This is a genomic window from Vibrio sp. 10N.286.45.E10, assembly GCF_002874195.2.
In the GTDB taxonomy this organism is placed as follows: domain Bacteria; phylum Pseudomonadota; class Gammaproteobacteria; order Enterobacterales; family Vibrionaceae; genus Vibrio; species Vibrio crassostreae.
On the sequence record NZ_MCWD02000002.1, the window covers coordinates 1190813 to 1210247 of the forward strand.

The 19435-nt window shown below is 43.7% G+C and carries 19 protein-coding genes and 2 pseudogenes; 14 read left to right on the plus strand and 7 right to left on the minus strand.

Translation table 11 applies throughout. The annotated features are described in order from the left end of the window. Window positions 1-81: 81 nt before the first annotated feature. A complete protein-coding gene (gene rnb / locus BCU34_RS18270) occupies window positions 82-2088 on the minus strand; it encodes an exoribonuclease II (protein ID WP_102479265.1) in 2007 nt (668 codons plus the stop codon). Between the two features lie 308 nt (window positions 2089-2396). Here rnb and BCU34_RS18275 point away from each other — a divergent pair, with 308 nt between their 5' ends. Both BCU34_RS18275 and BCU34_RS18280 read left to right on the plus strand, forming a co-directional pair. Continuing rightward, a complete protein-coding gene (locus tag BCU34_RS18275) occupies window positions 2397-4469 on the plus strand; it encodes a DEAD/DEAH box helicase (protein WP_102479264.1) in 2073 nt (690 codons plus the stop codon). Window positions 4470-5155: 686 nt separating this feature from the next. Further along, the gene (locus BCU34_RS18280) at window positions 5156-6349 is read left to right on the plus strand and encodes an acetate/propionate family kinase (protein ID WP_048669127.1); all 1194 of its coding nucleotides are present in this window, start codon (window positions 5156-5158) and stop codon (window positions 6347-6349) included. Between the two features lie 469 nt (window positions 6350-6818). Here BCU34_RS18280 and BCU34_RS18285 read toward each other — a convergent pair whose 3' ends face one another. Continuing rightward, window positions 6819-7949 carry a fumarylacetoacetate hydrolase family protein gene (locus BCU34_RS18285; RefSeq protein ID WP_102479263.1) on the minus strand — a complete coding sequence of 377 codons (1131 nt, stop codon included), beginning with the start codon at window positions 7947-7949 and terminating at the stop codon, window positions 6819-6821. A 103-nt stretch (window positions 7950-8052) separates the two neighbouring features. Here BCU34_RS18285 and BCU34_RS18290 point away from each other — a divergent pair, with 103 nt between their 5' ends. The 3 genes from BCU34_RS18290 to BCU34_RS18300 all read left to right on the plus strand — a co-directional run bounded on the left by BCU34_RS18290 (window position 8053) and on the right by BCU34_RS18300 (window position 11042). Next, window positions 8053-8715 carry a response regulator transcription factor gene (locus BCU34_RS18290; protein ID WP_102479262.1) on the plus strand — a complete coding sequence of 221 codons (663 nt, stop codon included), beginning with the start codon at window positions 8053-8055 and terminating at the stop codon, window positions 8713-8715. Continuing rightward, window positions 8705-9919 carry a sensor histidine kinase gene (locus tag BCU34_RS18295; protein ID WP_102479261.1) on the plus strand — a complete coding sequence of 405 codons (1215 nt, stop codon included), beginning with the start codon at window positions 8705-8707 and terminating at the stop codon, window positions 9917-9919. The genes BCU34_RS18290 and BCU34_RS18295 overlap by 11 nt, the downstream gene beginning before the upstream one ends. Window positions 9920-10001: 82 nt before the next feature. Further along, complete coding sequence (locus BCU34_RS18300) at window positions 10002-11042, plus strand: DUF2860 family protein (RefSeq protein WP_102479260.1); 1041 nt, start codon at window positions 10002-10004, stop codon at window positions 11040-11042. A 519-nt stretch (window positions 11043-11561) separates the two neighbouring features. Here BCU34_RS18300 and BCU34_RS18305 read toward each other — a convergent pair. Further along, window positions 11562-11777 (minus strand): hypothetical protein, encoded by a 216-nt coding sequence (locus tag BCU34_RS18305; RefSeq protein ID WP_050648117.1) that lies wholly within the window; start codon window positions 11775-11777, stop codon window positions 11562-11564. A 171-nt stretch (window positions 11778-11948) separates the two neighbouring features. Between BCU34_RS18305 and BCU34_RS18310 the strand changes: the two genes are divergently transcribed. Further along, window positions 11949-12998, plus strand: a complete 1050-nt coding sequence (locus BCU34_RS18310) for a cysteine synthase A (RefSeq protein ID WP_102479279.1) — start codon at window positions 11949-11951, stop codon at window positions 12996-12998. Between the two features lie 78 nt (window positions 12999-13076). On the opposite strand, the pseudogene BCU34_RS18315 reads toward BCU34_RS18310, so the two are convergent. Beyond that, window positions 13077-13385: pseudogene (locus BCU34_RS18315) on the minus strand (cupin domain-containing protein); the annotation flags it as partial. Window positions 13386-13390: 5 nt separating this feature from the next. Between BCU34_RS18315 and BCU34_RS18320 the strand changes: the two are divergent. From BCU34_RS18320 to BCU34_RS18350, 7 genes and pseudogenes are all read left to right on the plus strand, one after another. Further along, window positions 13391-13510 (plus strand): annotated as a pseudogene (locus BCU34_RS18320) (benzoate/H(+) symporter BenE family transporter); the annotation flags it as partial. 17 nt (window positions 13511-13527) lie between these two features. Continuing rightward, on the plus strand, window positions 13528-13824 hold the full coding sequence (locus BCU34_RS18325) for a hypothetical protein (protein ID WP_102479259.1): 297 nt from the start codon (window positions 13528-13530) through the stop codon (window positions 13822-13824). A 192-nt stretch (window positions 13825-14016) separates the two neighbouring features. Continuing rightward, window positions 14017-14187 carry a hypothetical protein gene (locus BCU34_RS18330; protein ID WP_157933149.1) on the plus strand — a complete coding sequence of 57 codons (171 nt, stop codon included), beginning with the start codon at window positions 14017-14019 and terminating at the stop codon, window positions 14185-14187. Window positions 14188-14344: 157 nt separating this feature from the next. After that, window positions 14345-14518 carry a hypothetical protein gene (locus BCU34_RS18335; RefSeq protein ID WP_240698021.1) on the plus strand — a complete coding sequence of 58 codons (174 nt, stop codon included), beginning with the start codon at window positions 14345-14347 and terminating at the stop codon, window positions 14516-14518. An 11-nt stretch (window positions 14519-14529) separates the two neighbouring features. Further along, window positions 14530-14736 (plus strand): hypothetical protein, encoded by a 207-nt coding sequence (locus tag BCU34_RS18340; protein WP_241910223.1) that lies wholly within the window; start codon window positions 14530-14532, stop codon window positions 14734-14736. Next, window positions 14687-15076, plus strand: coding sequence for an amidohydrolase family protein (locus BCU34_RS18345; protein ID WP_240698023.1), 390 nt, complete (start codon window positions 14687-14689; stop codon window positions 15074-15076). Before BCU34_RS18340 ends, BCU34_RS18345 begins: the two co-directional genes overlap by 50 nt. A 544-nt stretch (window positions 15077-15620) precedes the next feature. Continuing rightward, on the plus strand, window positions 15621-16007 hold the full coding sequence (locus tag BCU34_RS18350; protein WP_102479258.1) for a hypothetical protein: 387 nt from the start codon (window positions 15621-15623) through the stop codon (window positions 16005-16007). A 104-nt stretch (window positions 16008-16111) separates the two neighbouring features. Here the strand turns inward: BCU34_RS18350 and BCU34_RS18355 are convergent, their stop codons facing one another. After that, the gene (locus BCU34_RS18355; RefSeq protein ID WP_102479278.1) at window positions 16112-17044 is read right to left on the minus strand and encodes a LysR family transcriptional regulator; all 933 of its coding nucleotides are present in this window, start codon (window positions 17042-17044) and stop codon (window positions 16112-16114) included. Window positions 17045-17243: 199 nt separating this feature from the next. On the opposite strand from BCU34_RS18355, the gene BCU34_RS18360 reads away from it, so the two are divergent. Then, a complete protein-coding gene (locus tag BCU34_RS18360) occupies window positions 17244-18263 on the plus strand; it encodes a zinc-binding alcohol dehydrogenase family protein (RefSeq protein ID WP_102479257.1) in 1020 nt (339 codons plus the stop codon). A 77-nt stretch (window positions 18264-18340) separates the two neighbouring features. Here the strand turns inward: BCU34_RS18360 and BCU34_RS18365 are convergent, their stop codons facing one another. Together BCU34_RS18365 and BCU34_RS18370 are read right to left on the minus strand one after the other, a co-directional pair. Beyond that, window positions 18341-18976: a CIA30 family protein gene (locus tag BCU34_RS18365; protein WP_102479256.1), complete on the minus strand. Its 636-nt coding sequence runs from the start codon at window positions 18974-18976 to the stop codon at window positions 18341-18343. A gap of 47 nt (window positions 18977-19023) precedes the next feature. Next, window positions 19024-19290, minus strand: coding sequence for a DUF3081 domain-containing protein (locus tag BCU34_RS18370; RefSeq protein WP_102432967.1), 267 nt, complete (start codon window positions 19288-19290; stop codon window positions 19024-19026). Window positions 19291-19435: the final 145 nt, after the last annotated feature.

The following is a 19435-nucleotide window of genomic DNA, read 5'->3' on the forward strand; positions in this document are numbered from 1 at the left end:
CGCCTTTAGAAGTGAACCTTTGAACCTTTGAAGCTTTTAACCTTGAAAGCTCTAACCTTACAAGCCTAACCTTTAAAGGTTTTAAGCTTCAGTTTCGTTTGTCGTTTCAGGCTCGCTAGGCAAGTCCGCAAATACTTGAGTAGGTTTTGCTACTAAGTTGCGGTTTTCCTGATTAACTTCGGAGAGAACTACTTCTAAAACGTCTCCCAGTTTGTATACCATTTCTTTATCGATAGATACAGTACCCATATCTCCGTTGCACTCTATTCTTTCTTTATTATCAAGAATGAGAGAACCAGGGATAAATGCAGCAGCACCATTTTCAAGTAAACGTACACGCATACCTGCACGGTTAATATCGAAGATCTCTGCTTGGAAGCGAGTTTCTTCCGCTGGAGCATTCGCTAGAGTACGAGCATACAACCAATCGCCAACATTACGCTCAGCCATACCGTGGTGACGGCGGTGTAGGGCAAGTTCATCACCAATGGTTTCATCTGGTGTTTGAATTGGCGCTCTACCTAGGATGTGCGCTTTTAGCATACGGTGGTTAATCATGTCGCCGTATTTACGAATTGGAGAAGTCCAAGTTGCGTAAATATCTAAACCCATCGCGTAGTGTGGTGCTGGCTCATTGCTGATCTCGCTGTACGCTTGGAATTTACGAATACGGTTGTCGTAGTAGCTGTTGTCTAAAGAGCCCAACCAACGACGCAGAGTAGCAAAACCTTCTAGAGAAACGATTTGCTCTTCAGTGAACGGTGTTTCCGCTTGCGGGTTTACCAGTTCAAGAACGTCAGATACTTTCTCAGCCTTGAAACCAGAGTGGCAGTTAAACACACCTTGGTTGAAGCTTTCTTTGAGTACTCGGCCCGCACAGATGTTCGCGCTGATCATTGATTCTTCAACCAGTTTGTTTGCGCTACGACGCATGTCAGCGTGGATAGCGACAACATCGTTATCTTCGCTAAGTTCAAAGCGGTAGTCAGGGCGATCTGGGAATACAACAGCGTTTGCTGAGCGCCATGCTGAACGTGCTTGAGCGAATTGGTGAAGATCAGAAACAATCGCAGCAATCTCTTCTGATGGTTGCCATTTTTCTGATGCACCTGTTTCTAGCCAGTCTGATACGTTGTCGTAAGCAAGACGGGCATGAGATTTGATGTTTGCAGCGAAGAAGTTAATGTCATCACCGATAACACCATCTTTAGATACCGTTACTGTGCAGCAAAGTGCAGGACGAACTTCATTCTCGATCAGTGAACATAGGTTGTCAGCAAGATCACGAGGCAACATCGGGATGTTACGACCAGGAAGGTAGATAGTGAACCCGCGCTCGCGTGCTACTTTATCCATCGCATCATCTGGAGAGATGTAAGCCGTTGGATCAGCAATTGCGATAGTCAGTTCAAAATCACCGTTCTCTTTCTTCTTCGCGTAAAGCGCATCGTCCATATCTTTTGTGCTTTCACCATCGATAGTCACAAAAGGGACGTGCGTCATGTCTACACGTTCAAGATCGGCGTCATCGTTGATTAGCCAGTTGTCGATACCTTCAGGCTCGCTGTTTGGTAGGTCGTTTTGTGCCAGCGTTACCCACCAAGGTGCAATCTTGTCGTCAGCGTCTGTGATTTTCTCAGAGATCTGAGCCAAGAAGCCATTGTCACCTTTTAATGGGTGTTGAACGATATGAGCAACAACCCAGTCACCTTCTTTAAGCGTTTCAGGGTTTAGGCCCTTCTTTGCTTTCGCTTTAAGTTGCAGTTTTTTCAGTTGCGGGTGATCAGGAACAACGTTCAATCGGCCTTTGAAAAGCTTAACTCGCGCAATAAAGCGAGTAAGACCTTGTTCAACCAATTCCTCAGGCTCTGCTACTTCGCGTTCTTTCTCGGTGCGAATGATGGCAATCACCTTGTCACCGTGAACACATTTTTTCATGTACGGAGGCGGGATAAAGAAGCTTGTTTTGCTATCAACTTCGAGAAAACCAAAACCTTTTTCAGTGGCTTTGATAGTACCTTCCTTTTTAGGGAGGGTTTCTTGGATTTGCTGCTTGAGCTGAGCGAGTAGAGGATTATCTTGAAACATCTTACTTTTATCTAACGAGAACAATTGAGCACACTATAATCATTGCGAGGCTCGATTACTACTTAAAGCCGAAGTGAGCGTAAATTAATTGCCCTCTTATTTAAGTCTACCAATTTGGTCGAACTCTATTGCCTTGACGAGATATCCATCAAGTTTTGACGATATGATAGCCAGTATTGATAGAAAACCGAAAAATATGTGATGTATTTCAATTTTTTCTGGCTTTTTTTATGCATTTAGGGAATAATCCGCCTCCCTTAGACGTCCCTAATGGCTTGAAGTGTTTTATTACTGCTTCGTAACTCTGAATGGAATCAGTATCTGATTGGATCAGTATTGGAATTGATAGAGCTCCCGGGACCTTTTGTTTACTTATATATAGTGGGATCCCAATGTCCGAATCTGTAATTCAATTTAATGAATTAGCCCTAAACGATAACATTCTTTCAGCTCTTGATAGCATGGGTTTCGTTTCTCCGACTCCAATCCAAGCAGCAGCTATTCCTCTTCTTCTTGAAGGCCGTGACGCACTAGGTAAAGCACAGACTGGTACTGGTAAAACAGCAGCATTCTCTCTGCCTTTACTTAACAAAATCAACCTAAACCAACACAAACCACAAGCAATCATCATGGCTCCTACTCGTGAGCTAGCGATCCAAGTTGCTGCGGAAATCAAAAACCTTGGCCGTGATATCAAAGGTCTTAAGGTTATTGAAATCTACGGTGGTGCTTCAATTGTTGACCAAATGCGTGCTCTAAGCCGCGGTGCTCACATTGTTGTTGGTACTCCAGGTCGTGTTAAAGACTTACTAACTCGTGACCGTCTACACCTAGATGAAGCACACACATTTGTTCTTGATGAAGCAGATGAAATGCTAAAAATGGGTTTCGTTGATGACGTTACTTGGATCCTAGAGCAAGCTCCAGAATCTGCACAACGTGTACTTTTCTCTGCAACTATGCCTCCAATGGTTAAGACTATTGTTGACCGTTACCTACGTAACCCGGCTAAAGTTGACGTTGCTGGTACTAACCACACAGTTGATAAAGTAGCGCAGAACTTCTGGGTTGTTAAAGGCGTAGAAAAAGACGAAGCAATGTCTCGTCTTCTAGAAACTGAAGAAACTGACGCATCAATCGTATTCGTACGTACTCGTCAAGATACTGAGCGTCTAGCTGATTGGCTATCTGCACGTGGCTTCAAAGCTGCTGCACTGCACGGTGATATTCCTCAGTCTCTACGTGAGCGCACTGTTGACCACATCAAACAAGGTGTTATCGACATTCTAGTTGCAACTGACGTTGTAGCACGTGGTCTTGATGTTCCACGTATCACTCACGTATTCAACTACGACATCCCATTCGATGTTGAATCTTACATCCACCGTATCGGTCGTACTGGCCGTGCTGGACGTAAAGGTAAAGCGATCCTACTAGTTCGCACTAACCAAATTCGCATGCTTCGCACTATCGAGCGCGTAACTAAGTCATCTATGGAAGAAATCCAACTTCCTCTACGTGACCAAGTTGCTGCAGCACGTGTTGCTAAGCTTGGCGCTGAACTTGAAACAGAGAAAGAAAGCAAAGCTCTAGAAAACTTTGCAGGTCTTATCTCTACTCTTCAAGAGTCTCTAGAAGTTGATGCTGCTACTCTAGCTGCAATGCTTCTTAAGCGTCAGCAAGGTAAGAGCCCACTATTCTACGTTGGCGAAGACCCAATGATCGCTGCTATTGAGCGTGACAAGAACCGTCGTAAAGAGCGTCGTGAGGACCGTGAAAATGGTCGTGGCGATCGCAACTTCAATACGCAAGATTGGGATACTTACCAACTACAAGTTGGCCGTGAGCAAGGCGTTCAGGTTAAAGACATCGTTGGCGCACTAGCAAACGAACTTGGCCTAACTAAAGGTTCTATCGGTGCTATCAAGCTAGACCAAGGTTCTACTTACGTTCAACTGCCAAAAGCAATGAACTCTGAAACTGCTGGTAAGCTAAGCAAACTACGTATTCGTCAAAAAGAAGCTGGCGCTGTTGTTGTTGATTTCAACGACTTCCGTGAGCCTCGTCGTGGCGGCGGCGGTCGTGATGGCAACCGTGGCGGCGGTCGTGGCGGTCGTGATGGTGGCGGCTACCGTGGTAACCGTGATGGTAACCGCGAAGGTGGCAACCGTGAAGGCGGTCGTGGTGGATACCGTGGCAACCGTGACGGAAACCGCGATGGCAACCGTGAAGGCGGCCGTGATGGCGAGCGTCGTTTCGACCGTAACCGTGGTGGTGATCACCGTGGTAACTTCCGTGGCGAACGTGGCCATGGTAACGGCAATGGCAATGGCAATGGCGGTGGTAACCGTGGTCGTCGTCCAGAGCGCAACGAAGGTTAATCAACCCGTCGCTTAGACGCTTAGTCTAGACACTGAATTTAAAAGCCGAGCGTAATGCTCGGCTTTTTTGTGCCTGCTATTTGAACTTAAGCTTTGGTTGGCTCGATATATGTAGTCAGCTTACTTCAACTAAGCTTCACGCCTAAACTTAGCTGTATCGCGTTCTAAGTCTATACAACGAGAACGTGCTACAAGATACTAAAACAAAGAGTGAAGGCTATCTCAGCGACGTTACAGTGCATCTATTCGAAGGGTTGTGCTCGAAGGCAATCAAAAGAAGATCGGCTCTGTCGTTCATTATTCTCAACACACCTGTGATATTTTTGATGTAAGCACTGAGAAATCGAGTAAAAAGTTATCGGTAATGATAAGCAGACGAAAGGGAAGGGTGGTTGTTTTCTAGGCGGATTGACTGCATCTGTTCGAGTCGCTCTAATTAACTCAATCAAGTTAAAAATAACGTGAGCATTCGTTTGCGTCACCTGTTCGCTAACTTTATTATTCAACTATTTTTTAATTTCGCTCTCGAAATAAATGGTTTAATGACTAAGATCAACTTAATTGTGTTCATTTAGTGATTTTTTCAAAACAAAAGTTGAAAGATTCAAAAATTATTGAATAATGGGCTTAACTAAAATTGAAGTAAATACTTCATCCAATTCGTACTGAAACAGGATCCATATCCAATGTCTAATTCGTTTGTTCTGGTTATTAACTCGGGTAGTTCATCCCTAAAATTTGCTGTCATTGATTCTGTTTCTGGTGAAGCAGTATTGAGTGGCCTAGGGGAGTGTTTTGGTCTTGAAGATGCTCGCATGAGCTGGAAATATCAAGGCGAGAAAACTGAAATTGCCATTCAAGGTGAGGGTAACCACCACAAAATTGCCATTGGCAAACTAGTTGGCCTGATGGAAGATCTAGGCTTCACTGCTGATATCGTTGCTATCGGTCACCGTATCGTTCACGGCGGTGAGAAGTTCACTCAAACCGTTCGTATTACTGAAGAAGTAACGAACGAAATTGAAAGTCTATCTGACCTAGCTCCACTTCATAACCCTGCAGGTGCTATCGGCATCCGTGCTGCGATTGAAGCTTTCCCTTCTCTACCTCAATTTGCTGTATTTGATACGGCTTTCCACCAAACAATGCCACAACGTGCATTCACTGGTGCAATCGCAAAAGAACTATACACAGACTTTGGTGTTCGTCGTTACGGCTTCCACGGTACGAGCCACTACTTTGTTAGTCGTGAAGCTGCGAAAATGGTAAACAAGCCAGTTGAAGAAGCGAGTTTCATCTCTGTTCACCTAGGTAACGGTGCGTCTGTATGTGCTATCAAAGACGGTAACAGTGTTGATACATCAATGGGCTTCACACCGCTTTCTGGCCTTATGATGGGCACACGTTGTGGCGACTTAGACCCGGGCATCATCGAGTACCTACTTAAGAAAGGTTGGTCACAAGAGCAAGTCTTCAACTCTCTAAACAAGGAGTCTGGCTTCCTTGGCGTGTCTGGCCTTACGAGCGATGCTCGTGGCATCTTAGAAGCAATGGAAGAGGGCCATGAAGGCGCTAAGCTTGCATTTGAGGTGTTTACTTACCGTGTAGCTAAATACGTTGCTTCTTACCTTGCAACGCTAGACTCTTTAGATGGCATCATCTTCACTGGTGGTATCGGTGAGAACTCTCTACCAATTCGTCGTGAGATCCTAAGCAACCTTAAGATTTTAGGTTTTGTTGAAGATGTAGCGGGTAACGAAGCGGCTCGCTTTGGTGCTGAAGGCATCATCGCTAAGTCTGAAATGCTAGACGCAGTAGCTATGGTTATCCCAACCAACGAAGAGTTCGTGATTGCTCAACAGTCGGTAGAGCTTCTGTAATAGATTCTAAGAAAATCAGATAATGAAAAGCGAGCCCAAGTGGCTCGCTTTTTTGTTTTAAATGTTGCATAGGCTTATAGCTAAATACCTAAACCGAAAGCAGCCATCGTTAGATGCTTTGTTGTCTGGGAATCACTTTCAGACTCTTCTAGACAGCTAGCCAATCGTGACTTACTTCTGCCTAGAAATGTGTTATACCTTTTGCTTATTTCTATCTTGTTTATGGGTTTATACCCAACAAAAATTTTCTGATGCCACAACTGTCAAAGTAATTAGGCGCAGAGCGATCTAAATCGCTGGCAGCTCTAGAACTACCACGTCCTCAGATGTGCTAATACTGTCTGTATTCGTGTTAATTTGTTCACCAGAAGTTTTATTGATACACGCGCCCAATTAATCAGGCACGTGTACTTATGGAGTTCAGAAAACAATGAGCAAACTAAGATTAAAGTGTCGTTAGTTTGGGTGTCTAGTTGATAATATCGACGTCTATGCTTCCCAAATAGGTGCCGGTGAGCTGCACCTTATCGCCAGCTTGCAAGTAACTTTTGTTATCAAAGCTTTCCTCGATGTATTGCTCCAAAATATAGTCTACAGGGCCTGAATCTAAGAATGAAAAGGTTGCGAACCACTTGATGGATTTGGATATTCTGTAACCCCATCCTGGAGTGTTGTAAACGACACCCGCTGGGGTACCTGTCACGAGATTTTGGTTTGGGTTAATCCCTTGTTGACCGAATAACGTGACGTCTTGACCTTGATATCGCCAGATAGGCTGCTCACCCTTTTCTAGAATCATTTCAATCAGAGATTTGGGTTCACGAATCATTTCAGAGGCAGCGGTTTGTTGGCGCTGCTCACCATTGACATAGGTGGTTAGCGACACGCTCTTTAAGAAGGAGTTCCAATCTTTGGGAACCACAATGTAAGGTCCGGTTGGGAAGCGTGATTGTCCACTTTTCGCATCACTAAATCCATGACCTGATGTAACGTTGTCGACATCAATCTTCCGCAACAGCTCCGCTCTGTCAGTAAAGTCACCACATACAAATAGCCCCGCATAACCATCGCTTTGTTTAGGGCTAACTATAGGTTTAACCCACCTCATACACAGCTCTACCTCGTAATCCAGAAGTACATTCTTTTGGTAGCGGATCTTAGTGTGGTTTGGTGTTGGCTTGGAAAACTTAGGAAATAGGAAGACTTCGTCAATATCTGCTTCTTCTCCGTGCTCTAAGTAGTTAGTGCCTGCTGCGATATGCTCAGATCCTTGCCCGCCTGCTGCGAGTAGTTGTTTGTAGTCTAGGGGTGTGACTGGGAGGTCGTAATGTACGTCAGACAAAGTGCTATAGCCGTATCGGTCGATAAAGCTTAGTGCTTCGCTCGGGTAATAGTCAAAATGTTCACTTAGATTGATCGCTTTTACACTTTTTCCCGTAGATTCAGTGACTAAATACGTATGGGTTTGACCTGATGGGTCGAGTGCTTGTGCGAGTGTAAGGGCAACGTCAGAGGGCGCGATTTCCGTCGAATGAGCATAATTGATTGACGACAAAGCGAATAGTGCTGTGAAACTGATTAGTTTTGGTGATACTTTCATTTTAACTCTCCGTTTGGTTGATGTGATCACATTACGCTTGCCAATGTCACAATTACGTCACCAATCTTCGAGCTAATACAGTAGTCATTGAAAAGGAAATTACATGAGAATACTTGTCGCGGAAGACAACCACGCAACCGCAGCTAATTTAGGTGATTATTTAGAGCTCTTTGGTCACGATATTGACTTTGCGTATAATGGGCAGGCCGCTATTCAATTGTTAGATGAGTCGCGATTTGATCTGATAATATTGGATATTATGATGCCAGTAATGAACGGCTTAACGGCTTGTAGTGCTATTCGTGCGGGTCGTCACGCTGATATACCCATTATCTTTTTGACTGCGAGAGATACACTTGAGGATAAATTAGCAGGCTTCAAAGCCGGCGCTGATGACTACTTGGTGAAGCCGTTTGAGTTACAAGAGTTGCACGCTAGAGTCGAAGCACTCGAGGCGAGAAATCAACGACGCTTAAGTCCAGAGTTTCGATACGGCGCTTTGGTTTACGATGTCGGTACCGATACTGTCACGGCTAATGATGAAACACTTGCTCTAGACCCAACTCAAAAACGTATCGTTTGCTTACTCATAAAAAAAGCCCCCAAACTCGTCGATAATCAAGACATTGCGTATGAAATCTGGAAAGGCGATGAGCCCGAAGAAACGAGCGCATTACGCACTCAAATATACCGCCTGAGAAAGGCATTGCCAGAAGGGATACTCGTTACAGAGCGTGGTAGAGGGTATCGACTTAATGCTGTTTAATGTGAAACGCTCATTGAGACAATGGTACTTTGGTCGCCTTAGGCATCAAGTTTTTACCGTAATGTCGGCATTGATGTTGCTGGTGGTCATTGCGATAGGAGTGATTGCGTGGGCGGCTACTGAAATAGCCGCCGACAGTTTTATTAACCAACGCGTAAAGTTACTACAACAACAATGGATACAAACATCCTTAATGGCCGGCGAGTGGACTAGCCCGGAAGATAATTTCCTTGCCGTCTACCAATTTGAAGATGATAACAAACCGAGTTTTCTTGAAGGCATAACAAACTTAGGGATAGAAGAATTTGAGCTTAGCGATGCTCATACGGTGACTTTTATGTCACCGTTTCAACAACAGTGGCTTCACTTTGTCTATTACCCTGAACTGGATCCTCAAATGGTCGCTTACGGCGAAGGAGTGATGGCTTATGTTGGGTACATGATGGTCGTTGTGTTTGCTTTAGGACTGGTTGCTGCTCACTTACTGTCAGGTTATTTTATCGGTCCAATTGACCTTTTGGTCCATCAAATTCAACATCCATCTGATAACATTAATGATAGTGCCATTTCGTCGCGCAAAGATGAAATAGGGGCACTGTATCGGACTTATCGACAAGCCTATTCTAGGATTCAATTCTTTTTGAAGCGAGAGCAACAGTTTACTCGCTTTGCCAGCCATGAATTACGAACGCCGGTCAATGTGATTCTCGGCGCGACCGATCTTCTACAAATCGCAGAAGTTAATGATAAAAAACGGCAAATAATTAGTCGTATTCAAGTCGCAAACAAAGAGATGGATAACTTGATCAATACCTTTTTGTTACTTGGCAGGGAAGAAAAGGGGATCCAGCCTAAAAAGTCACTACAGGCAGTCATTAACGAAACGATCGAGCAGCATCACTTTTTGCTCTCTGGTCGAAGTATCCAACTAGAACAAGTTTTGCGCTCGGATGTTGAAGTAGAAAGTTACTTTGCAAAGGTCATTGTCGCGAACCTTATCCGTAATGCGATGAGTTATACCGATTGCTATGTATCCATCCATTTAAAAGGGCGGCGACTTGTGATTGGAAATGATGTTAGGGAACACGATGGGCAAGGCTTTGGTCATGGAGATGAAATTATTTCGGCGGTCTGTAAGAGTGCCAACTGGCGCTATCATTTGTCGGTGACATCTCACAAAGCTAAAGCTGTGGTTTATTTTTAAATAAGTTAATCGGTGAGTTGTGACTTTGTTGTGACACAAGTCTAAGTAGAGTCTGACTATCAAAGCACATAAGGATAGTACGATGATTCACTCAAACTTGTTAGTTCACCCAGTTTTATTTACGCCTTCGTTGAGTTCTATGCAGAGAAACAAGGTGACCATGTCATTCTCACTAAAAGGTTACCTTAAGCTGTTAGCAGTTGGATGCGTGTTGGCTAGTTCTACAGTGTATGCAGAAGAACACAGCACTGTTGGCTTTCATGGTAGTGTCAGTCTTTTTACGGGGGTAGATGGTACTAACTCGGTGATGGATACCGAGTCCCAAGCTAAAATTACTGACTATTCAGGTTCTCAAGAACGGCAGAATGAAGCGGTTGTTATTCCGTTTTGGGATCTTAACTATCGTTTTGATGATTCAAATGAAGTGTATTTTAAAACCGATATTGTTGGAATGGCGAGCGACTTTTACACGCAAGCTGGATATCGTCATTATTTGACTGACGGCTCAAATATAGCGATTGGTGTGGTGCCGGGGTTGTTGGAGAAAGAAGTCTGGAAAAACCCATATCAGTTGCAATCAGATAGAACGACGACAAACGCTGCTGTGCAAGGTCTTGTTTTGAATTATGACCGAGTTTTGGGTTCAGATTGGTCTCTTGAATTAGCTCGCGGGAAGTATTCTTTAGACCAAGAAGACAGCCTAGCAGCGCTCGATAGAAATTCGAATCTTAGCTATGTCGAACTAAATTACATGACTGACTTAAGTGAATCATGGGGAGTCGAGTGGTTGATCAATTATCTAGATGTTGATGCCTCTGGCTCGGCATTAAAGAGCCAGCGTATTAGTACCGAAGCTGAATTTCAACTAAGAAACGGGCGACACATTACAATGCTAGCGGGCAGCGTTGGACTTCAAAAATTTGATGACACAAACCCTCTCTGGAAGCGAACTCGAGAAGATACGAAGTTAGGTGTGTCAGCGACATACATATATGCGATGCCATTTGATTGGAAGAATACACTTTTCATTGCGAGAGGTGGGTGGGACATCACTGACGCTAATATTGATTTCTATGACCATGATGAATACTTGGTGACTTTAGGAATGCAATATCAATTCTGAAAAGCCAACGTATTGAAAGTGGATAAATGGCACTGATGCTTCTTCAGTTTCATTTACCTTTTTTTTGATTTCGATGGGAAAGGTTAGTCACGGCATTTGACACTTTCATTGCGAATTAAGACTTACTTCAATTTATTGGCCATGACGAGGTCAGGATGCCGAGCAGCCCGGTGTCGTGGATGGGTGAGTTTGAATACTAGATTGTAGGCTTTGTTGTAATAGAAGTAATTCGTTAAATGCTAATTTAGAAAAATCACTGTCATGCTTCTGTCCAACTCCGTGTTAGTAGGTGCAATACTAATAGGTTGCCAACCAACGAAGAGTTCGTGATTGCTCAACAGTCGGTAGAACTTCTGTAATAGATTCTAAGAAAATCAGATAATGAAAAGCGAGCCCAAGTGGCTCGCTTTTTGGTGTCTAGTTAAGGTGCGTCTGAATGTTTTAGCAGGGGCTATAGCCTACAAGGCGCTTGTCAAACACCTTTAGAACAGAGTTTCTGGTGCTCCGGAATCGCTTAGGTTATTTAGTCCCTGAGCGGTAGTTTGGATCTGTCCAGCATCTAGGTAACTCTTCACCTGACATAAACATCAGTTCGGACTTTTTAAAAATCTCAGGGTCTTGCTGCTCTTCACCAGCTTGAAACCGACCTTCGATACTGTCCTGGAATAAGTTGGTTAATTTGGTCATTTCAGTAACATCTACGAGGTCACCGCTCTTTTTCTCTTTTAGAAATATCTTATTTACCCTCAATCTAATCGATCACCCCTAATTATAATTGTTATTTGGAAAATGAAAGTGTTTTCAATTCCGGCACTTCTTGACTAAGCAGGTCTCAGAGCTACGCTTATGATCATCGACAAACCAATCGAAGAACAAACCTATCCTCAACAAATAAACGGAGTCGCGATGTCATCTGCCCATATTGCAAACAATCTCAGCGAACTGATTGGCGATACCGATCTTGTTAGAATCAACAGTCTTTCAGAGATATCAGGTTGTGAGATTCTTCTTAAGTGCGAACACCAGAACCCGGGTGGTTCGATTAAAGATAGAGCAGCTCTTCAGCTTGTTAAGGATGCCGTAGAAGCTGGCAAGCTTAAGCCTGGGATGACAATCGTTGAAGGTACCGCAGGAAATACGGGGATCGGCCTTGCTCTAGTGGCTAAATCTCTCGGTTACAAAATGTTGGTGGTGATGCCAAAAGGACAGGCACAAGAGAAAGAGCGTATGATCTCGCTTTATAACGCTGAGCTGTTATTGGTCGACCCTTGTCCGTTTGCAAACCCTGAACACTTTTACCACACGGCCAAGCGGATTGGCGTTGAAAATGAGAATTATTGGTGGGCAGATCAGTTCGAAAATCTCAGTAATTATCGAGCGCACTATTTAAATACGGGACCGGAGATCTGGCAGCAAACACAAGGTAATGTTGATGCTCTAGTTTCAGTGGTGGGGACGGGGGGAACCATTGCTGGAAATTCACACTATCTATCTGAGCAGCAACCCAATCTCGAAACTTGGTTAGTCGACCCAAATGGGTCCGGCATTTATTCATTTCTACGTAATGGACACTATCAATCAACGGGAAGCTCGTTCACGGAAGGCATAGGGATCATGCGGACGGTTGAAAATTTCAGGCAGGCAAAAATCAATCGTGCAATCACTCTGCCCGATCAGGATTTAGTTACAATATCTCGCCTTGTTGCGGAGCATGACGGTATTCTTCTAGGAAGCAGTTCGTCATTGAACGTAGCTGGGGCGCTATACGCTGCGGCTAGAATGGGGGAAGGGAAAACCATCGTTACATTTAGCTGTGACCTTGCTGAGCGCTCGTATTCGAAGCTGCACAACGAAGTTTTTCTGAAAGAAAAAGAGATACAGCTCAATAAAGAAAACCTCTCTCAACTATGGGCTCGTTATCAAGCCGAAGATGGCAGCATGGTCGTCAACGTATAGTCTTTCAAAAGTAATACTGGTCAGTGGTTTGACAGCTCTTTCGTTAGCGCTAAACATCCGTTGGCGGTAAATCTGGCACTATTTAGGGTAGTGAATCACATTATGAAATACGGCATTACCTTCACCGATATTTTTGTAGCCATGGTTCTGGTTAGCATTGAAGCGAACGGCTTGTCCTGCGTGTAGCGTATGCCACTCTCCATCAAACATCACGGCCAGCTCTCCCGATATGCATAAGATGTGCTCGGTGACGCCTGCGTTATGTGGTGCGGATTCATGCTGGTAATCGGGTGCTAGGGTGAGTTCGAATATTTCAAACCCTAGTGCTTCCTCAAAAGGAAACAACTAACTGACGAAAAAGCCAATGTTGTATTCTTCATGTCTTAGGTACCACGTTGATGAATTGCCTTTCCTTATCAATGGCAGACAATCACTACCGAGAACCCGCACTGCTTACTTTCTTATTCACGGTGTCTGGTACTAATTTACTGGGAATCGGCAGTACATTTTTTTTGGGAGGGGGCATCAAATGGCGGGGTCTGTCGCCGGTATATTTAGTGTTGAAGCCAAAAAAGATACAACCGGATTGGAGTACAACCCAGGAGCGGTACATGGTAAGTGCCGTATGCCTTTGTCTGAGAAAATGAGCGCAGAGTTAGATTTCGGTTTAGCGTATGAATCTATGGGGGACAACTATCTTGTTAGCCACGAGTTTTATGTAGGATACATGGGAGAGTCTGGCCTAGAGCCGTATCTGATGCTCGAAGATATGGAAAATGAAGCGAGTTACGATGTGATCCTTGGTTTCTATTATCGTTTTGATTAGAAACAGTAAAGACTATTCAAAAGCGAGCCCAAGTGGCTCGCTTTTTTACTGAGTAGATTCATTCAACTATATCGAGGGCAAATAATAAAAATGACAATAGATGAAAATTTGTTTTATAGCGTGGATTGTCAATAAACGGACGATGAATAAGCTTTATAAAGACTACATTACTAATTAATAAGGAATGCAGTGATGAGTTTTTATTTTAAATTGTTCGTTGTGATTATGATGGCGGCATTATTGAGTTTGTTCATTATCTTAGAGCTATCGACCTTTACTTTTAACCCCGAGATTGAGTATGAGTACCCAATCGGCAGTTTTGAAGTTCATTCCTTTTTTGAACAGCACTGGCACTCCTTATAGCTAAAAACTCATATAAATCATAATCTTTACCTTTTTTTAGATCGCTATTTTATTTCATCATTTTATTTCACTTTTAAATTCTCGAAACGAAATCCAGGTTAAGACAAGTTGAAGACGAACAAAAATACAATACACCTTACACATTTGGAGTTTAACAATGAGAACTAAAACAGCTCTTAAGCCTGGTGTTCAATACAATGAAGAAACCGTCCTATACACCGGCCATTTTATTACAATGAATGCAGATATTCCAAAGGCTTCGGCAACCGTTGTACGAGGTGGGAAAATACTATTCACAGGTACGATAGAGCAGGCTGGAAAAGCGAGTTGATGGTTAAATCTATGGGGTTAGATCCATTATTGATGGCAGATGACACGGTTGTGAATCGTTATTTCTTAGATTCAGTGATTGGTGACTCTCCAGTGTTTTTTATGCACGCAAGCTGCCACCTTGCTGGTCTGAATACATTAGCGCTTGAAAAGTCAGGCTTTAGCTTAGATGACAACCTTGAATTTGTATTATGCGAAAACGGTCGCTTTTCAGTGTGACGATGGTGTAACTCAGGTTAATCCGCTGTTTATGATGTGGGGGGCAATGAATCGCAAGTGTATTTTTTCTGGCAATGTGTACGGTGAGGAGGAGTGCTTACCCGCAGAACAAGCTCTCCATGCGGTTACACTAGGTGCTGCTTACTTAATGGGGCATGAGGACAATAAGGGCTCGATTTGTGGAGGGAAATTAGCTGATTTTGCTGTGTTAGGCGCAAACCCATTAGAGACACCCAAGCTAGAAATCAAAAACATTCGCGTAAATGCAACAGTGTTAGGTGGCGATGTTACCGTGCATCAGAATGCAACAACGTCAGTGAAAGAACCAGAAATGGCTTAATCATAAAAATAGACTTTCACGTAACTCCAAAGAGCACGCCAGTGCTCTTTTTTTATGCCGGTCAAAGGTATTGATGCCTTGATCGAATTGAACCTTCCCCCATAATGCTAACGGAGCTCCTACGAGTGATTGATCGAGTATGCAAAAGGGAAAATCGAAAGCTAAAACCTCGAACTGGAGACAATAGAAACGCGTACCTTGTAAGTATGGGGAGGTTACTTTTGGGGTTGAAGATACAGAACGAAGCTTTGGTCGCTACAGGAAGGGAGCTTAACTTTACCTACCGCTACTATTTCTTAAATACTGATGTGTAAACTCCAACGGGTTGTCGCTTTATCTGGAGCGGTTCGTATTTAGCTTTGTTGTGAGTTTGTGATACGGATAGGTCGACTAGAAAAAGCATTTTTGTTACGTCATCTCATTAATTTGTTTACTCTTAGTACAAATAACTAGCGGCTATTCTGCCTCCAATGTTGATTGAGATAGTAATTTGCTACAAAACGCGCATAATCTCGCTATACAACATTTAAAGAAGAATTTACCTATGACTACCTTTCAATACTACTTTCACCAACTGCCTTGCTTCGACTGTAAAAAAACGACAGTAAGTACTGATCTTGGTTGGTTAACGCCTGCGATGAAAGATGATGCTATCGCACAAGTGACAGCGACACTTGCACAAGGCGAGGTTACACCCGATCTTTCAGCAGACGTTGTTTGCACGAAAGAAGAAGCTCGCGAGTACTTACTGCTTAACTTCTTTGGTTATTCAGAAGAAGAGTTAGAAAGTGGAATCGAAGCGGATGATGAAAAAGAAGTGGCAGACGAAATCGCAGAGCTAGCAGAAGAAGGTAAAGATACCATCACCTTCGAACATGAGATTGCTCTTCAGTGCTGTGCTGACTGTGACGTTGAAGACGAGTCAAACTAAGCTCTCGTATTAGACGACACATCTATCAATATGGTGTGATGTTCAAATGATGAAAGGCGTTAGTGGCTTAAAAGTTCACTAACGCCTTTTTTATCTCTAGGTCGCTAAGACTTTTGAGTATCTATAATGCCTTGCTCGCTCAGTTGCGAAAGGATCTCTGCGGTCTTCTCTCTGAATAAATCTCTCAGTAGACGCACAGTAGGAGTGATGGACTGACGACTTGGACACACTAACCACAACTCGGTAGGTGTCGGCTTAAATTCAGGCATAATTTTAATAACTTCACCTGAAAGCAGATGAGGTGACATGTCTAGACAAGATTTTATTGCCACTCCTTTACTTGCGATACACCAAAGTCTTACAAGGTCTGCGTCGTTGGAAGCGCGATTTCCTTTTAGTTTCACTTTATGATCTTGAGCACCATCGTTAAACACCCACTCGTCTTGCAACATGTCGTGGAGTTGATAAAGCAAACCATTGTGCTGAGCTAAGTCACTCGGATGTTTTGGTGTTCCCATTTCAGCCAAGTATTCAGGGGCCGCACACAATATTCTGGGTACATCACAGATTTTAAAGCCATACATATTGGCATCGGTCGGGGAGCCATAACGCAACGCAATATCGACGGAATCTCGGTAGAAGTCGATATTGCTATCGCTGATGCTAGTACGAAGCGTCACCTTTGGGTATTCAAGCAAGAACTCATCTAACCAAGGTGTGATTAGGTTGCGTCCTAGATCCGATGAAAGCGCAATTCGAATTTCACCGTCAAGAATACCGAGCTCTTCGCGCATGTTGAGCTTTGCTTGCTCCAACATCTTTAAGGCTTGTTCGCATTCCGGTAAATAACGCTCGCCTGCAGAAGAGAGCCTTAGGTGGCGCGTGGTTCTTACAAATAACTCAGCACCGAGTGCTGCTTCAACACGTTTTACTGCTGCACTTGCTGTGGCAGTGCGCATATCTAGGTTGGTGGCTGCAGCGGTGATACTGCGAAACTCCGCCACTTTCAAAATGACCTGTAAGTCTTCAAGAAGCATTTCGTTTCCCTGTTCTGAACCTTGAGTCGGTTGTTCGGTTACCCATAAATTAGGCATTTTCAAATTGCTAATCTTAGTATTTTTCCTGCGCATATACATCTTATTATCAAAAATCATTTGATAATAATTCAAATATTAGGCTGTTTATCTAAAGCGAGAATTCTCTAAGATTCAATTATCGAATTTAAGGAGAAGTATCATGTCATTAACAATGAAAGCAATCGGATTTACTCAATCACTTGCGATTACAGAACAAGACAGTTTATTTGAGTTTGAAACGAGTCTTCCAGAACTAAAAAATAATGACTTGCTGGTAAAAGTGAGCGCGACTTCTATCAACCCTGCTGACGCAAAAATTCGTATTCGTAATGCCAAAGACAAAACTCTTGAGCTGCCAAAAGTGTTGGGCTATGACGCAGTCGGTGAAGTTGTTGGCAAAGGTGCTGACGTTGAAGGCTTCAAAGTCGGTGACCGTGTGTACTATGCGGGTGACGTAACACGCATGGGTGCTAACGCAGAATACCAAGTTGTGGACTACCGTATTACCGCTAAAGCGCCGAAGAGCCTTTCTGATGAAGCTGCAGCCGTTATGCCACTAGCAACGCTTACGGCATGGGAAGCGTTGTTTGACCGCCTGCGAGTTCGTCCTGAAGAGAAAAAATCTATCCTGATCATTGGTGGAGCGGGCGGTGTTGGTTCAATTACAATTCAACTGGCTAAGCAACTGACCAACCTCAATGTTATCGCTACAGCTTCAAGACCTGAAACGGAACAGTGGGTAAGGGATATGGGGGCGGACTATGTGGTGAACCACCGTAATCTTGTTGAGTCAGTGAGAGAGCAAGGCATTCAGCATGTCGACTACATCTTCAATGTCGCTGATACCAAAGGGCACTGGGAATCGATGGTTGAGCTGATTGCACCGCAAGGCATGATCAGTTCGATTGTTGAATTTGATGGTGGCATTGACTTATCGGCGCTGCAAGGTAAATCAGCAGGCTTTGTTTGGGAACTGATGTTTACACGTTCACTGTTTAACACTGAAGATATCCAGAAGCAGCAAGACATCCTATTCCAAGCCGCGAATCTGATTGATGCGGGCCGTATTAAAACGACGCTTACCACGACCCTAAATGGTTTTAGTGTGGATACAATCAAAGATGCACACCAACGTATTGAAAGCAGTGCCTCGATTGGTAAAACGGCCATCAAATACTAATCGTTGACGGTTTAAATAGAAGAAGCCCGTGATATCTGATTGCTAGTCAAAAGGTATCACGGGCTTTTGTTTGCGGATTAGTCAGCTTCTGGTGATGTGATAGGTTGCGATGTTTTGAAGTGAAACTGTATTAGGTCCAGCTCAAAAGGAGAGGGCTGCTTGTCTGCAATCAAAAAGCCGATTTGTTTGATGTCTTGTGCCTTAAGTTCCGGCGCATCGCTCAGTAGCCGACCTCTGAACACCGCTTGAAAATCATGGAAGTGGAACACCTTGCTAAATTGCTCTCCCTTAATGGTATCGAAATCGTGTTTGTATTGAACGCGATGACCGTCCTTCGATGTTGTGAACCTCAGTTGGTAGGTGCGTCCATCACCAACGAATATTAGCTCTGCACTATCTATTTCATAGGCAGGTGATTCAATGGAGCGCTTTATGGAACTGAATCCACCATTATTTTCTAACGATAGCTCTCCCCTAAATCGACTCATATTATCAAGATAAATGAGCTCGCCTGTTGAGATGCCACCCATTACATTGTCGTTGGTCACTGTCCAGTTTTGATGCTCACTCGCTTGTGTAAAGTCGATCATGTTTGTCCCTGTTGCATCTGCCTTAAGAATTAACGAATGTAGGCTGAGTAGAAGGAGTAAAGGTGTGGTTAGCCTAAGGGGTAACCGCTTTTTACAATGGGTTCCGTTCATCATTTTCTCCACTGCTTCCTCGTAGGCTATGCGTTATTCGCTCGATCGCGATGCATAGTTTAAGGAGAGGGTTCAGTTTCAAGCATAGCTAAACAACGCTTGATGAAGTCTTCATAGTTCGATGCTTTGTCGTATTCGATCTTCAATGAGCCGTGGAACATCAGGGTCACGGTAACGTCTCGGTAGTTTAACCAACAGGTGTAACCATCGTAATCATGCCAAGCTACCATCTCGCCCAATTGATATTTGCTATCCAATTGCTTGCCCGAGGAGCGAATGCAATCGAACACTCTGAGAAACTCTAAAATGGTGATTCTGTTGTCCATGTACCATTCCCTCTACGCAGTCGATGAAAAATGCTAAGTGCTTGTATTTAAATTAACTACGGTTTGGTTCTGCATTGCGATCACTGTGGGGATTCGGTTACTCAATCGCCGTAGTTGTTTGGTAAAAGAGTAAGATAAACATAAG

What these genes read in the sequence shown, in the direction of transcription:
- rnb (WP_102479265.1), bottom strand. Translation starts at nt 2,088, where the DNA reads ATGTTTCAAGATAATCCTCTACTCGCTCAGCTCAAGCAGCAAATCCAA.
- BCU34_RS18275 (WP_102479264.1), top strand. Translation starts at nt 2,397, where the DNA reads ATGGAATCAGTATCTGATTGGATCAGTATTGGAATTGATAGAGCTCCC.
- BCU34_RS18280 (WP_048669127.1), top strand. Translation starts at nt 5,156, where the DNA reads ATGTCTAATTCGTTTGTTCTGGTTATTAACTCGGGTAGTTCATCCCTA.
- BCU34_RS18285 (WP_102479263.1), bottom strand. Translation starts at nt 7,949, where the DNA reads ATGAAAGTATCACCAAAACTAATCAGTTTCACAGCACTATTCGCTTTG.
- BCU34_RS18290 (WP_102479262.1), top strand. Translation starts at nt 8,053, where the DNA reads ATGAGAATACTTGTCGCGGAAGACAACCACGCAACCGCAGCTAATTTA.
- BCU34_RS18295 (WP_102479261.1), top strand. Translation starts at nt 8,705, where the DNA reads ATGCTGTTTAATGTGAAACGCTCATTGAGACAATGGTACTTTGGTCGC.
- BCU34_RS18300 (WP_102479260.1), top strand. Translation starts at nt 10,002, where the DNA reads ATGATTCACTCAAACTTGTTAGTTCACCCAGTTTTATTTACGCCTTCG.
- BCU34_RS18310 (WP_102479279.1), top strand. Translation starts at nt 11,949, where the DNA reads ATGTCATCTGCCCATATTGCAAACAATCTCAGCGAACTGATTGGCGAT.
- BCU34_RS18325 (WP_102479259.1), top strand. Translation starts at nt 13,528, where the DNA reads ATGGCGGGGTCTGTCGCCGGTATATTTAGTGTTGAAGCCAAAAAAGAT.
- BCU34_RS18330 (WP_157933149.1), top strand. Translation starts at nt 14,017, where the DNA reads ATGAGTTTTTATTTTAAATTGTTCGTTGTGATTATGATGGCGGCATTA.
- BCU34_RS18335 (WP_240698021.1), top strand. Translation starts at nt 14,345, where the DNA reads ATGAGAACTAAAACAGCTCTTAAGCCTGGTGTTCAATACAATGAAGAA.
- BCU34_RS18340 (WP_241910223.1), top strand. Translation starts at nt 14,530, where the DNA reads ATGGGGTTAGATCCATTATTGATGGCAGATGACACGGTTGTGAATCGT.
- BCU34_RS18345 (WP_240698023.1), top strand. Translation starts at nt 14,687, where the DNA reads ATGACAACCTTGAATTTGTATTATGCGAAAACGGTCGCTTTTCAGTGT.
- BCU34_RS18350 (WP_102479258.1), top strand. Translation starts at nt 15,621, where the DNA reads ATGACTACCTTTCAATACTACTTTCACCAACTGCCTTGCTTCGACTGT.
- BCU34_RS18355 (WP_102479278.1), bottom strand. Translation starts at nt 17,044, where the DNA reads ATGCTTCTTGAAGACTTACAGGTCATTTTGAAAGTGGCGGAGTTTCGC.
- BCU34_RS18360 (WP_102479257.1), top strand. Translation starts at nt 17,244, where the DNA reads ATGTCATTAACAATGAAAGCAATCGGATTTACTCAATCACTTGCGATT.
- BCU34_RS18370 (WP_102432967.1), bottom strand. Translation starts at nt 19,290, where the DNA reads ATGGACAACAGAATCACCATTTTAGAGTTTCTCAGAGTGTTCGATTGC.